This is a genomic window from Ruegeria sp. CDSA034 (assembly GCF_059612275.1).
Genome location: NZ_JBXWQH010000005.1, coordinates 61,438 through 74,612 on the forward strand (window position 1 = coordinate 61,438; position 13,175 = coordinate 74,612).

Genomic DNA, 13,175 nt, shown 5'->3' on the forward strand with positions numbered 1-13,175 from the left:
CCTAGTTCTTGAGTGGTTCAGGCTGTTCTGCCTGGCATGCCAAAACGGCCTCGATGGCTTTTGAGGACCCACTTAGATCAAGTTCTACTTCGGCTCCACTTTCACCAATAATCGTGACGCTTTGGCGCTTGCCGAATTCGGTTACAAACGCAGGGTTGTCGAAAAAAGCGTACCCCCCGGGGACGCCATTTTTAAAAACACCTATGGCTTCGCCTTCGAACTTTGCGTCACCAAAATCGAAGCTCACGATGCCGGTTGATCCGTCCTCAATCTGAACCCAGGCCGGATTGTAGGCGGCAAAGAAACCGCCAGCCTGATTGGGTGCGACGCCAATTTCAACTGTCATGTCGTCTTCGAAGGGCTTCCACGCGAGGCAGCCATTTCCTTTCTCGGGGTCGATCAAAATTTTCCAGTCGCCGGACTCACCCCACGGCTCCATACCAGCCGCAACAGCGCCACTCGCGAGAAGCGTTACTATTGCGGTAAATGTCCAATTGATCATCTGGAACCCCAAAACGTTCTGAAAACTATTGCATTAATCCTACCCATTGCTCTGGATCAATCAAACTATTCCGACAACCTGCAAGGGCGGGGTTTAGTGGACCCAGAGTGGACTTGGTATTCTTTTACTCCGCTATATGAGCAAGCTTTCCATCCCATTCCTCAGTGGGAATCTTAGGACTTGGCGGGTCAGCCATGTAGGACGGTGTCATAATTTGCGTACCGTTCTCGTTGAACACTTCCACGATGTTTTGGTGTAGATCAGACAGAATCTTAGGCAAACTCGATCCTCGAGATGTGTATGCGTTAATTTCGTAATTGATGGCATAGTCAGCCAACTGTGTCCAAAGTACAAAAGGCTCCGGGTTTTTCTTCAAACTCTGTGTGCGATGAGCCGCCTCTATCAACATTGCCGTGATTTTTTTTGGCGGCTCCTCGTACCCGATCCCGACCGTCGTGTGTACGAGAAGGCCTCGACCATCGACTTTGCGCGAATAATTCACGACCTCTGAGTTCAACAACTGAGCGTTTGGAATACTGATCATTTCGTTTTTGATGGATTTGATAAGTGTTTCCATAAGCTTGATTTCGGTTACGTCCCCTATCTTGTCGCCAACCATTATTCGATCACCAACATTCGTGCTGCGCCGATAGATGACAAACAGACCTGCCATCATGTTCGATACAACTGTGTTAGATCCCAACGAGACCATGATACCGGCAAGAATTGTCAGGCCTTGAAACGCCCGGGAACCTGAGCCCGGAATGTATGGGTAGGCGAACACCAGTGCGATCACGATGATCAAAGCCCTGAACAGCATGTTCGTTGGCGCGATCCAGTGCGCCTCGAAATCTTTGATTTCGAATGCACCGTTCTCCAGGTTGTCAAAGAACAGATCAAGGCCGCGGATCGCAAATCGACATAAGGCTGCAATAATCACCAGCATGATCAGGTTTGGGATGTACCCAACGACAGCCAGCACAACATTTATCAATGGCTCACTAACGTACTTTAGAAGAACTTGAGCGATGGCCTGGGTTTCCGCGAATGACAGCAAAACCAAGGACAGGTAGTAATAGAGAAAAAACAGAAACAGCACCCACATCAAAGCATGAATTGAATAAACGATGATAGACGCGATTGCCCTGCTTCGTAGGATTGACTTTGTAGCTTCCTCGACGCTTTCCGCTCTCTTTTCCAAGTTGTTTCTGACGTAGCCCAGAAACTTCTTCCGTTTGGCAAAGAAGAAGTATGACACCAGTGCAAACAACGCCGTCCAAGCGACAGCGGCCAAGGCGCTGTCAACGCGGCCTTCGCTGGATCGCGCTTCCCGGTACTTTAAAATGGCATTTTCGATGGCCTCTGCTTGCAGCCCGGCCAGAACTTCAATGTCCATCTGTTCGTGGTAGGCATCAGCCTGAGTGGTAATGGTGACCATATGGCCGTCGACGCGTACGAGTTGTCCAAATTCAGCCCGGGAGATTTGGATGTCGACCGTTTTGCTCTCTGATCTATCCGCGACTTGAGCAATTCTTTCTTCAATCTTTGCGGCCCTGTCCGTTGCGGGCAATGCGCTGGATCCGCGGACGACAAAAAGCTCATCCCCGTCGACAATAACCGGTGCTATGAATTCGGGATCTTCTCGCTCCTGCTGTGGCAGCAGTATTTCTTCTGACTGAGCCGAGGCTACACTGCAAAGAAGCAGAAAGGACATCATCCATATTACTAATGCTCTCATGTCTTTACTCCTTCCACTGGGATCAGGTGAACATCGCGCTGCGGGAACGGTATTGATATTCCCTCTTGGTCAAACCGCTCCTTGGCTTGTCCTGTGAGGTCCCAATAGACAGTCCAATAGTCGTCAGACTTGGACCACGGTCGACAAAAGATATTGACTGAATTGTCGCCAAGTTCACCAACAAATATTTCTGGATCAGGCGACTTCAGGCATAGTTCATGTCTTGCGACCAATTCCTTCAGAACATCGATTGCGTGAGCAGCGTTGTCTGAATACGCGATCCCAAAAACCAGATCGACGCGACGCTCATCAGATGCGCTGACATTTGTGATTACGTCACCCCAGATCTTACTATTCGGCACAATGATGATCTGGTTGTCGAAGGTTCGGATTTTTGTCGAAACGACCGACATCTCGTCAACAAAACCAGATGACCCGCCAACCTGAATATAGTCTCCGGTATCGAATGGCTTTAAAACCATGATCATCAGTCCGCTGGCGAGATTGCCTAGCGTTTCCTGAAGCGCAAAGCCAAGAATGAAAGACAAACCACCAAATATTGCAAACAAAGGAGTGACGTTCACACCGAACAAGGCAAGTACAACCAGAATGCCGAGAATAAAGACCGCCCAAAACACTGCGGTCGCAATGAATTTCTTAAGCATCCGCGATATTGTTGGTATCTTTTCAAGACCGCGCTCAGTTAAACGACGCACCATTTTGGCTACAAACATCATAACCCAAACAGCAGCCAAAACACCCAACCCAGCCAATAGAAGACCAGCACCTCCCTCCCAGGAAACCAACCATTGGAGAGCGTTATGAAATAAAGTCTGTAAATCCGTTGTTTTAAGCACGCCAGTTTTGAGCGCTAAAAGATAATCGGTATGCGGTTTCAGGTCTTCTTCGGCGGCACCCTTTAGGGCCCATTCGTTCAAGACCAGAGTGTAATTATCCAAAATTACAGTGCCAGTGTCGTTTATCAAAGAAAGCTGTGATCTCAGGTCATCTTCTTGCGCTTCGTTTCCGGCCTGAAGGCTAAGATTGATACGGGCAATTTCTTCAAGTTGGTTGCGAACATGGTCTTGCCAGGCAACAGCAATTTCTGAAAGCTCATCAGTCGTCAGCGGAACAAGCAGTATCTCCAGGTCACCGGCAGAAATTGATTTGTCGGCAACCTGAGTTAAGAGATCTTCTTGCTGTACCTCGGCAGGTTCCTGTTCACTCGCCGCGTTCTGTGCGTACGCTGGAACAGCGTTTGACGTCGAAACCGCCGCAGCAAAGAGCAAAATAACCAAACCGTAGATGTATCGCGTCATGACACTAAAGCTCCCACATAAAGACTGAAGAGATCATAAGGAGACCGAAAAGGTCTGCCATCAAAAATAGTTGGGGGCGACCCACTCACTTGCCGCCCCCGCCCGTTCCGGCCAAAATGAAGCCCGAACGGAAACTGCTACCCGGCATTCATCAAAGATTGACCCTCAGTCTCAGTCCCAAGACCAGCGGGTCGTTCGAGTTTGATCCGGGATTTTTCAGGTATTGCACGTCTGCCGTCAGTGCCAGATTGTCGGCCAAGTCCAAACGGTAGAAAGCTTCAAGTGTCGTTTGATTGGGCAATCCTGGTGTCGTCAGGTCGGCAACAGTGGCCGCTATGCCAAGGAGATCATCATAGGGGCCAGGTCGCCACATCAAGCCTGCGTTGACTGCACGCTTGGCCAACGCACCGCCGCCATTGGACCATCCCAGCCGTCCGAAGATCATCAGTTGGTTGTCGAATGTATGGTTGGCAGAAAGTGTGGCTCCATATGTTTCCGGTACGCCAACTTGTTGGCGCGCATCCGTGTGAAACATCCCCAGATGAACGTTTGTCAGAAATCGTTTTGATTTTTCGGGCGTCCAGCCGATCTCGGCGTATTTGTAGAATTCGCTACCCCCGGAAAACCACTCAATGTCTGTGAGAGACCCATTGGCATCGCTGACCACCCCTAACGCATAAATTTGATCCGTCAGGTAGCCGCCGACCGTGACACCAAAACCGGGATCGGGGATTGGCAGCACCGGGCTAAACAGGATTGAATAGTTCGAAAAGGTCGTCCTTGGGTTCACGTAACCCAGAATGTCAGAGTAGTCGCCCGGATCGATCCGACCCGCCACCACTCCTCCTCGTCCGTTTGCGAAGGCTTGTTGCCAGTAAGCTACCGACAAGGTCGTGTTCGTGTCCCCAAACGTGACCGCAGTTGCCCCTTGATATCCAATTTGCGCAGGCAGTGCTGAGGGTGCAATGGACTGGCCCAACCGGTGTCGGTTCTCCAGAATAAAGACAAGGCTACCCGGGTTTTCACCACCCCGGTTTGCCAATTCCCACGTCCCAACCATCCTGAGCTGACCGGATGCAGATTCGTCCTGCCCGGTCAGGCTGTGAGAACTGCGTTGGTATAGCGCTTGGTAATCAAAGCTGAGCGCCAATCCGGTGTTTTCCCGAAATCGACCCAAAGCGGTTTCGGTTGGATCAATGGCACGGTCCAAACCGGGCCAACGCGAATCTTCCAGCCGGCGCAACCTGTCTTGCTCCTGCTGCGCGCTGGCTGATCCCGGACCACCCAACGATACCTGGGCTGCGGCCTCAAGTTTCGCCTGAGCAGCATTTTCCTGGGCATCAGCAGCACCACCAAATAGTGCAAAGGCGCTCAATAATGCGGTGGCAAGGGTCGGTCGTGGTGGAAGATACGATCTCTGGTGCGACGAACCTCCAATCACTTTACGTCATCCACAGCTTTGATTTCGGGAACACGTTCCAGTGCCACAGCCATGTCGGCGCTGCTCATCAATTCGATCATTTGGTAGTCATCCAACAGGCCGTCGCCGAGGCGGCTGACATAGAAGGCCTGGATAAAGGTTGGATCGTCTGGCAGGGAAACGGTGATGTAGTTCTTCCCGTTTCCAAGCCCCCAGTAATAGCTCAAAAGCTCTCCGCCGAGCGCTTCGATCCCGCCCTTCACCGAGGCTGCGCGATCCCCCGGATTGGCGATCTGCATTTCCCATGCGGTGCTATTGGACGTGCCAATGAACAAAAACGTACGCATGCTTTCGGCGTCTTCAGCAGCGGCAATTGAACCACAGATCGCCATAAAGACGCCAAGGCTGAGATGTTTCACCGTCTTTCCTTTCAGGGAAGGTTTCTTGGCTGACGTGTGGGGTTATCAAAGATAGACCACCCCACTTTCCTTTTATTCCAGCGTGTTCTTGTAGATCACGCCGTTTTTCATGATCAGATCGAAGTTGTTCTCGTAATCCGTCATGATCAGGGCATCCTCGACGGGGTTTCCATCGACCAGTAGAATGTCGGCATACGCACCTTCTGCAATCACACCGAGCTGGCCTTCGGGATAGGGGTTGAGTTTGCCTGACAGGGCCAACAATTCACCGGCTTTAGAGGTTGCTTGCATTAGAACTTCGTAGGATGACCATTGTTCGAGACGGTACTTGAACTCATCGTTCTGTTTGGTGAGAGCCGCAGGATCCCCAATAATGTCGGTTGAAAAGGCGACTTTTTCGATCCCGAATTCTTTCAGCAACCGCATCTGGTTTCTCGCTCCGCCCTGAACCTCGAGGAACTTGGGCGCTGCCAACGGGCCAAGCGCCTTGGAGACTGTTTCGGCATCCAGCCCCAGAAGCGAGAAGAATGGCACAACCCAAACATCTGCGTCCTTGATCGCCTGCGCCGACACCTCGGTCATCAATTGTGCATGATCGATGCTCTGCACACCTGCCTCGATGGACCGCAGAATGCTCTCGTCGTTGTAGACGTGCACCAGAACGTAGGTATCCCAATCTGCCGCAGCTTTGACAGCAGCTTCCAGTTCTTCCGGTAAGAATTGAACCGTGTGTAATGGGTCTACGCTGGAAGACACACCTCCGCCAGCCATGACCTTAATTTGCGATGCGCCCAGACGCAGTGCTTCCCGCGTCGCGCGCAGAACTTCTGGAACACCGTCGGCTAGAAACTCAACGTGCTGATTAAAAAACGACGGCGACGCCCCTTCGAAGTTTGGGTGCGGTTCTGTGTAGTGCCGATGTTCACCATGCCCGGACGTCTGTGAGATCACTGGCCCGGACGGGTAAATACGGGGGCCAATTGCTTTACCCCGGTCGATGGCTTTTTGAAGCCCCATCGCCGGCCCACCCGCATCACGGACGGAAGTAAAGCCGCGCAACAGCATCTTTTCTGCTTCGATCGTGGAAACGGCCCCCCAGTACATCCAATCAAAATTGTCCCTGAGATCCGCAACCGGCTCCGTGATCGCCATGTGCACATGCGCATCAATCAACCCCGGCATCAATGTGCGACCACCTCCATCCACAACCGTCGCGCCAGGCGCGTCGATGGCCTCGGTGGAAACTTCTTTGATCAAGTTGCCTTCAACCAGAACGCTGGCGTTCTCGATCCGCGCCTCATTTACTCCGTCAAAGACATGGACGTTGGTGAACAGGGTTTGCGGCAGGGTATCCTGTGCAAATGCGGCAGTGGCCGTGCAAAAAACGAGGCTCGCGACGGCAGCCGTCTTTGTCGAAATACTCATGTCCTTCTCTCCCTTAAAATTTAGTGCGCGGGGCGCCGAGGTAAGTTCACCCCACGCGACACTCAGTCGAGTGTGTTCTTGTAGATCACGCCATCTTTCATGATGATCTTCAGATTGGTGTCGGGATCGGATAGCAGCAGGATGTCCTCCAGCGGGTTCCCGTCGACCAATAGAAGATCGGCGTATGCACCCACTTCGACCACACCCAGCGGGCCGTCCTGATAAGGATTGTTCAAACCAGTAAGACGGTTCATGCGCGCGCCGTTTGAAGTTGCGATGCGCAATATGTCGAAGGGTGTGAAATTCGCTTCAAGCAGGTATTTGAACTCGTCGCTCATCTTCTTGTCCTGCTCTAGCGTTTGGTCCCAGTTGTTGATGAGGTCAGTGCCCAGGGTATAGAGGTCGATCATGCCTGGCGTGGTTTGAATTACTTCAATCATGTTGGCCGCGGCATCCCGCACCGTCTTCCACTTCGCAAACGACGCTGGTGTGTAAAATGCTTCGGCCTGCTCGGTGGAGACCGAGTAGACCGGAGCCACGGCGGTCGCAAACATGATCTGTTTTTGAACCATGACCTCGGCCACTTCCGGAGTCAGAAACGGGATGTGTTCGACGGTCTTCGCGCCATTGTCGATACAGTTTCGGATCGCCTGTTCAGTGAACACATGGCAGGTCACATATGTGCCCCACTGTTCGGCGGTTTTGACTGCCATCTGGATTTCATCGGCTTGGTACTGAAGCGAATGCAGGGGGTCGAACTCGGACGTAACACCGCCGCTGACCATAATTTTGATCTGGGTTGCCCCGCGGCGCAGGTTCTCGCGTACGGCCATCCGGATCTGATCCGGCCCATCGGCTATAAAGCTCATTTCACTTTCGACCCAATGTGATGGTCCTTGCCCAGACAGTGTGGGATGCCGGTCGTTCAGTTTACGGAAGTCCGCGTGCCCGGATGTCTGGGTGATGAAGGCTTCAGACGAGTAAATGCGCGGCCCGGGAAACATGCCGGAATCTATAATGCGAGCGATGGATTTTGCTGGTCCGCCTAGGTCCCGGACAGTGGTGAACCCATTCATCAGGATGCGTTCAGACCGAATTGTCGCGACGCCGCCAAGATGAAAGGGTGTGATATTCTGGCGCAAACCATCGCTGAGAGGGTTGAACACGGTAAGATGCACGTGTTGATCATGCATTCCGGGCATCAGTGTGCGCCCACCGCCCTCGATGATTTGCGCATTGGCAACGACAAGCGGCTCAGTCGAGACCTCGGCGATCAGGTTATCGACGACCAAAACATTTGCGTTCTCGATCCGCGCCTCGTTCACCCCGTCAAAGACATGAACATTTGTGAAAAGGATCGGGAAACTTTCTTCCTGTGAAGCGGCATGAGTTGGAAACAGATGGCTCGCAGCCAGTACTGCGGGCACAAGTATGCGCATCAGGCATCCGTTCATTAGGGCTCCAATCTTCAAGAATCGCAAAAGGCGCAATTAGGAGTCATTATAGAATTCGAATAACTTGATGCCTGACAGATTACCGGTTCGAGAAAAATAGTTTTGGGAAACTGTAAGGTTTCATAACTTTATTGTGGGAATTTCCTACACTCGGGAATATTGCGAATTTCTGGAGAAGAGATGACAAGAAGACTTGGTAATAACACGGATCAGTCGCTGCCACTCGTCAGGGCTTCAGTTGCGGGTCCGGTTGTCGCAGCGCTTCGCAGCGTGGGGGTCGAACCCGCGTTTGTTCTTGATCCTCTGGGGTTGAACGAAGCGCAGGTAATGGACCCGAAGAACTTCCTGCGCCACGATACCGTCTACCAGATCTATCAGGCCGTGGCAGAAGCCACTTCAACGGATTTTTGCGCACGGGTCGGGCAATCCGTTGACCTTGTCAAATTTCTCCCGCTCGGCGATATGCTGGCAGAAGCCCTTACATTGGGAGACTTCTTTACCAGGTTCACACAAGCGGTTTCCAAGGAATCCAATGCCGTTACGCAATCCCTCTTTGTCGAAGGAGAGCACGCGTATTTCAGTGCCAAAAGGAACTTCCAAATTTCGGTTTCTCCCAGCCAAACCGATGCGTTTCTGACAAGTATATGGATATCCCTGTTGCACCGTATCCTGGATTTCAGGTGGGACCCCAATCTGGTCATTCTTCGCCTCAGTGACCCGGATGCGCTGCCCGGTCAGTTTCACGGCGTTCGGGCAATCAAGTGCAATCCTCAAGGTTTTTCGATCAAGTTTCCCTCCAGCTGGCTAAGTTACAGATTACGACCAGAGGCACTGGAAAACCCCCCAGACTACAGGGTTATGGATGAGGATCTGGCCGCCCCGCAGGATTTCCTTGCGGGACTGAAAGGCCTGATCAGGGTCCATCTTGCGGATTCAGGATTTGGTGTGGATGAGCTTGCGAACCTTTGCGGATTTCATCAGGAAACACTGAACAACCGATTGGAACCCTACGGTCAAACGGCGTCCCAAGTGATCGCGCGCATTAAGCAGGAAGAAGCCGAACGCCTGTTGGCAAAAGACAATAAATCCGTCGGCGAGACAGCGCAAAGGCTTGGCTATGCCGACCCAACCGCCTTCTCCAGAGCATTTCGTAAATGGACGGGCGTATCTCCGGCAGCCTACAAGAAATCAAACCGGAAGGACTAGCATTGCTCTTGAACATCGCCGTCGGTCTTCTATCTGCATTTTTTCTCTTTGCTTCATCCATCAAGATTTTTGGGTGGCAAGAGAAGGTCTTTGAAATCCAGTTGGGCATGTTCGAAAGCTACGGCCTTAACAGGCAGATCATGTTCATCGTCGGATGCGGGGAACTTTTCGGGGCAATTGCCATCTGGTTTCAATCGTCGTGGATCGGGCCGCTAGGCGCACTTGCGTTGCTCTGCACATCTGTCGGAGCGATATTCTGCCATCTAGTGTTCGATACCTGGAAGCAGGGTATACCGGCGACGATAACAGGGACACTTGCGGCTCTTGTTTTGAACGCTGGGAATTCGAAGCTTCTAAACTTACTGTAACAACGGCCACCCGACCGATACCAGGAAATCCCAGGACAGCGATGGAACGTCCATAACGGACCTTTATTCTCGACTTTGCAAAGTCCGCTTTCTGCGCATCGCAGACCTTCGCGAGAATCCCAGGTTCCTTAAGGAGGCCCTTTGCGGGATTGAGCAATGCAAAGGGCCATAACCGCAACGACTAAGCCATACACTGATTGAATTCGTCCTAATGCAGAGAAACGCGCAGCGCAAAACTATGGGCGAACTACGCAAACTTATGGGGTGTGCGAAGTGCTATGCGCAAACCTACAAAAATCTGTAGGGACGCTCATAACGCTACATTCCCAACATTGATTTCATTGAAGAAAATCTTGGAAGCTTGCCCATAACTCTGCGCGGTATTTGCGCATAACTTTGCACGATTTGCCCATAAGTTTGCGTGCCACAGAGAACCCATCGAACAAACCAGATCGTATGGCTTATCTGCAATTCTCATATGCAACTTATTCCCACTCGCCAGCAGACGAGCGCCACGTCTTAGCTTCCGCATCCCAAACACTGGCCGTGACGCAAGGCGTTGGGTTTATTCCGTCGCAATTGGATCCATGAATATCTGCGACGACAACGCGTTGACGCCCAAAATCAACGACCGTCCAACCTTGGTTAAGCAAAGAGTGCACCTCTTCACTAACCCAAAAGTGCGACATGCATCCGCCAGTTCCGCAATAAAGAGATGCGGCGCTTGAACACGCGAAACCAGACTCATTCAGAACCCAGTCGTGTTGAAGATCTCCGTCGAGATCGACCCTTTCAACCGCGCCCCAGGCTATGTCAAACTGACCGTTGTTGAACTCCGCGCATGCCTGCGCCGCCAGATCAACCTTTGCTCGCAAACCGGTTGGAAGTTGCGAAACGTCAGCCGCGACAACTGGTGAGGTCCAAACCAGGCCCGAACCAAGCAGGATCGCAGATACCAAACGTTTCAAGTAGCTTGCCAATTGGGAAGCCGGTTGGAAGGTGGCTTCAGTTGCATTGTTCATACCTGTAGTCCCCGTATTCCAGCCAGTTTGCCGAGCCTTCTTTAAAAATCAGAAATTCGGACCTGTCTTCCCCAAGCAGGGCGACAACAAATCCCGCCGGCGGCTCAGAGTTTCCGAAGTAACTGTAGGCTGTCATGGCTCTAATCGACTCGCCGTTGACTGTTACTCTTGCGTCCCACTCCCCCTCCGAATTGTCCAAAATTACGGGTTCGATCACGCGTTTTTTCGCTCCGCCACCACAATAGACGATGCCTTCGGGCGCTTCGTAGGAGGTCTCTTGGCTAACTTCTAAATCGCACGCAGAACGAAGGGACCGAATTGCTGCGCTGGAACCTTTCAAGTCAAAAATTCCGTAGCTGACATCTTGATCAATCATCGACAGATTAACCGATGCATTGGCCGCAAGCTGGTCCAGAACAAAACCATAGTCCGGCTGACTATTGAAACTGACCTCGACGGGATAGTTGTCGACGATCTGCACGGCAGCGTTTTCTGCGCCAACCTGAAATGCTCCAACTTCGGTGGTGCCGTTCTTCAAGAAACGAATGGAAAGCCCCTGCTTGTCCGCAATGTCCTGGCTGTCCTCGTATCCAGCCGGAGCAAAGCGAATACGGTCACACTGAAGTTCCAGCGTCATGTTTCCTGTCTGAATAAACGCATTGGGGTTGGGCCCGGAGCTGAACGACCACTCCGCTGATGCTGTGGTCGCCACTGCCATCAGTAGCATTCCAATGGAAATGGTTTTGCAGCTCATTTTTTTCTCTCCATTGAGTTACGGTTCGCACTGTCGTTCAGCAGAAGTTCCAGCCAATTGCCCGGACAGCCAGATCAGGAAACAGGTTCGCCGTATTCGTTTGCGCCTTCTTGGGAAGGTCGTGTCAGCCACCAGATCATCAGAATGGACAGAACCAATTGAAGGATTGAGACAACAACAATACCGGTCACGCCCAGGACTGCCGCGGGTCCTCGTAATGCGTCAGGGTTCTCGGTCCCTTGCTCCAAAACCGAGAAGAACGCCACCCCACCCAGCATAACAAAGAGCGTTGTAATGCTGAGCACCATCGGCAGCAGCAAATACCAGCCAGGTCGTCCTGTATCATGCAGCCTCCGCCAACCGGCGGCCAGCATGGGTATGAGAACAGCCAGTTGGAAAACAGAGGACAGAACCCGAGATCCCTGCCCTGTTTCGGGGTTGGTCCCGAATATGATCGTATCCAGCACAGCTAAAGCAGCGCTCGCGAGAACCACAAACAAGAAGAACCACCAGTATTCTGAGCGTAAAGCCCGGCCGGAGAACTGGAAGTACTTCGAGAAACACGTTTTAACGGCTTCACCAAATCCCATCTTTCAATCCTTTTTCAGTTTCTGTGCGGCCTCAGAACGCCTCGCCGAGCCAAAAGATCACATTCGCCCTTATGGACGCTCCCACTTACCTTTTTGTTTGAAAGCAGAAGCCTATCGTACGGGAGCGTAGTGAATTTTGCGCGCGGAAAAAATATTGATTTATTAAAAATTAGATTCAAACATGCGAATTCGACACAACTTTATTTTACCTCGGTTGTTGTCGTTGCTGCTCGCTGTGCCGAGCCCTTTCGACTGCTGGAGTGAGTACCGGCGGTCGGAAGGCACTTTACAATGATTGAGCGCTGGGAGGACGCGATGCTCAGACTTAACGTACTCGCCCTCTTTCCAGAGTTTGCTCTAGCATTTGCTAGTGACTTCATTCGGCCTTCACACGTTAACGTCGGCCCCGATAGTCAACGAAATATCGTCCCGCCGACCAAGCCCACCGCGGCAAGTTTTGGGAAAGGTAGTCACAGGATCAAGGTATGTTCAATTGGCTGCACAGACGCGAGAGCTTCAAACAAGCGCATCCAATTTCACTAATTTCAAGGGAACCAGAGGGAGAAGAAGATGACCAACAAGATTGTGATGATTGCGGGCGCGACATGTTTCGCACTGCTTGCGGCCTGCGACGATACGAGTACATCAAGTGCGTCCGCCGAACTCACGCCGGCTCAGCAGGCGTGTTTGCGAGATGTAGCCAACACGACGAACAATTCGCAAGTCGTGGTGCTCTCATCCGCGTTTAGCGAGGCGGGAACACAGGTCACAGTCGGCGTAGGCGAGGATCGTGCTCCTTGGAATTGCATTGCTTACAGTGATGGCGCAACGGCTGGAATCGAGTTCCTGGGCGACGAAGGCGCATTGTGACCTGTCTGCTGCGTAGCTGAAATCGGCTGCGCAGCACAGGCTTGGTCTTCTGAGGCTCGACTTGGTTTGTAGAACCACCATCATCGTA

13 protein-coding genes are annotated in these 13,175 nt (G+C 52.1%); 4 read left to right on the forward strand and 9 right to left on the reverse strand.

What is annotated here, in order from left to right:
• Position 1 precedes the first annotated feature (1 nt).
• The 7 genes from AC2FLJ_RS10930 to AC2FLJ_RS10960 form a co-directional block, all read right to left on the reverse strand.
• Positions 2 to 502, reverse strand: coding sequence for a hypothetical protein (locus AC2FLJ_RS10930; RefSeq protein ID WP_496699909.1), 501 nt, complete (start codon positions 500 to 502; stop codon positions 2 to 4).
• Between the two features lie 124 nt (positions 503 to 626).
• Positions 627 to 2,240, reverse strand: coding sequence for a mechanosensitive ion channel family protein (locus AC2FLJ_RS10935; protein ID WP_496705785.1), 1,614 nt, complete (start codon positions 2,238 to 2,240; stop codon positions 627 to 629).
• Positions 2,237 to 3,559: a mechanosensitive ion channel family protein gene (locus AC2FLJ_RS10940; RefSeq protein WP_282171048.1), complete on the reverse strand. Its 1,323-nt coding sequence runs from the start codon at positions 3,557 to 3,559 to the stop codon at positions 2,237 to 2,239. Before AC2FLJ_RS10940 ends, AC2FLJ_RS10935 begins: the two co-directional genes overlap by 4 nt.
• A gap of 151 nt (positions 3,560 to 3,710) precedes the next feature.
• Positions 3,711 to 4,934, reverse strand: coding sequence for a carbohydrate porin (locus tag AC2FLJ_RS10945; RefSeq protein WP_496699910.1), 1,224 nt, complete (start codon positions 4,932 to 4,934; stop codon positions 3,711 to 3,713).
• 62 nt (positions 4,935 to 4,996) lie between these two features.
• Positions 4,997 to 5,398: a hypothetical protein gene (locus AC2FLJ_RS10950; protein ID WP_282022548.1), complete on the reverse strand. Its 402-nt coding sequence runs from the start codon at positions 5,396 to 5,398 to the stop codon at positions 4,997 to 4,999.
• A 72-nt stretch (positions 5,399 to 5,470) separates the two neighbouring features.
• Positions 5,471 to 6,823: a metal-dependent hydrolase family protein gene (locus AC2FLJ_RS10955; protein ID WP_282171050.1), complete on the reverse strand. Its 1,353-nt coding sequence runs from the start codon at positions 6,821 to 6,823 to the stop codon at positions 5,471 to 5,473.
• A gap of 62 nt (positions 6,824 to 6,885) precedes the next feature.
• Positions 6,886 to 8,277 carry a metal-dependent hydrolase family protein gene (locus tag AC2FLJ_RS10960; RefSeq protein WP_496705788.1) on the reverse strand — a complete coding sequence of 464 codons (1,392 nt, stop codon included), beginning with the start codon at positions 8,275 to 8,277 and terminating at the stop codon, positions 6,886 to 6,888.
• Positions 8,278 to 8,457: 180 nt separating this feature from the next.
• Here AC2FLJ_RS10960 and AC2FLJ_RS10965 point away from each other — a divergent pair, with 180 nt between their 5' ends.
• The 3 genes from AC2FLJ_RS10965 to AC2FLJ_RS10975 all read left to right on the forward strand — a co-directional run bounded on the left by AC2FLJ_RS10965 (position 8,458) and on the right by AC2FLJ_RS10975 (position 10,768).
• The gene (locus AC2FLJ_RS10965; RefSeq protein WP_496705789.1) at positions 8,458 to 9,483 is read left to right on the forward strand and encodes a helix-turn-helix domain-containing protein; all 1,026 of its coding nucleotides are present in this window, start codon (positions 8,458 to 8,460) and stop codon (positions 9,481 to 9,483) included.
• Positions 9,432 to 9,851: a DoxX family protein gene (locus AC2FLJ_RS10970; RefSeq protein ID WP_496705791.1), complete on the forward strand. Its 420-nt coding sequence runs from the start codon at positions 9,432 to 9,434 to the stop codon at positions 9,849 to 9,851. The genes AC2FLJ_RS10965 and AC2FLJ_RS10970 overlap by 52 nt, the downstream gene beginning before the upstream one ends.
• A gap of 761 nt (positions 9,852 to 10,612) precedes the next feature.
• Positions 10,613 to 10,768 carry a hypothetical protein gene (locus AC2FLJ_RS10975; RefSeq protein ID WP_170685155.1) on the forward strand — a complete coding sequence of 52 codons (156 nt, stop codon included), beginning with the start codon at positions 10,613 to 10,615 and terminating at the stop codon, positions 10,766 to 10,768.
• An 88-nt stretch (positions 10,769 to 10,856) separates the two neighbouring features.
• Here the strand turns inward: AC2FLJ_RS10975 and AC2FLJ_RS10980 are convergent, their stop codons facing one another.
• The gene (locus AC2FLJ_RS10980; protein WP_496679732.1) at positions 10,857 to 11,627 is read right to left on the reverse strand and encodes a hypothetical protein; all 771 of its coding nucleotides are present in this window, start codon (positions 11,625 to 11,627) and stop codon (positions 10,857 to 10,859) included.
• A 74-nt stretch (positions 11,628 to 11,701) separates the two neighbouring features.
• Complete coding sequence (locus AC2FLJ_RS10985) at positions 11,702 to 12,217, reverse strand: DUF805 domain-containing protein (protein ID WP_496705793.1); 516 nt, start codon at positions 12,215 to 12,217, stop codon at positions 11,702 to 11,704.
• Positions 12,218 to 12,787: 570 nt separating this feature from the next.
• Here AC2FLJ_RS10985 and AC2FLJ_RS10990 point away from each other — a divergent pair.
• Positions 12,788 to 13,087, forward strand: a complete 300-nt coding sequence (locus AC2FLJ_RS10990; protein ID WP_480433223.1) for a hypothetical protein — start codon at positions 12,788 to 12,790, stop codon at positions 13,085 to 13,087.
• Positions 13,088 to 13,175: the final 88 nt, after the last annotated feature.

Excerpts from the sequence above, each read along its gene's own strand:
- AC2FLJ_RS10930 (WP_496699909.1), bottom strand. The coding sequence starts at position 502 with ATGATCAATTGGACATTTACCGCAATAGTAACGCTTCTCGCGAGTGGC.
- AC2FLJ_RS10935 (WP_496705785.1), bottom strand. The coding sequence starts at position 2,240 with ATGAGAGCATTAGTAATATGGATGATGTCCTTTCTGCTTCTTTGCAGT.
- AC2FLJ_RS10940 (WP_282171048.1), bottom strand. The coding sequence starts at position 3,559 with ATGACGCGATACATCTACGGTTTGGTTATTTTGCTCTTTGCTGCGGCG.
- AC2FLJ_RS10955 (WP_282171050.1), bottom strand. The coding sequence starts at position 6,823 with ATGAGTATTTCGACAAAGACGGCTGCCGTCGCGAGCCTCGTTTTTTGC.
- AC2FLJ_RS10960 (WP_496705788.1), bottom strand. The coding sequence starts at position 8,277 with ATGAACGGATGCCTGATGCGCATACTTGTGCCCGCAGTACTGGCTGCG.
- AC2FLJ_RS10965 (WP_496705789.1), top strand. The coding sequence starts at position 8,458 with ATGACAAGAAGACTTGGTAATAACACGGATCAGTCGCTGCCACTCGTC.
- AC2FLJ_RS10970 (WP_496705791.1), top strand. The coding sequence starts at position 9,432 with ATGGACGGGCGTATCTCCGGCAGCCTACAAGAAATCAAACCGGAAGGA.
- AC2FLJ_RS10980 (WP_496679732.1), bottom strand. The coding sequence starts at position 11,627 with ATGAGCTGCAAAACCATTTCCATTGGAATGCTACTGATGGCAGTGGCG.
- AC2FLJ_RS10985 (WP_496705793.1), bottom strand. The coding sequence starts at position 12,217 with ATGGGATTTGGTGAAGCCGTTAAAACGTGTTTCTCGAAGTACTTCCAG.
- AC2FLJ_RS10990 (WP_480433223.1), top strand. The coding sequence starts at position 12,788 with ATGACCAACAAGATTGTGATGATTGCGGGCGCGACATGTTTCGCACTG.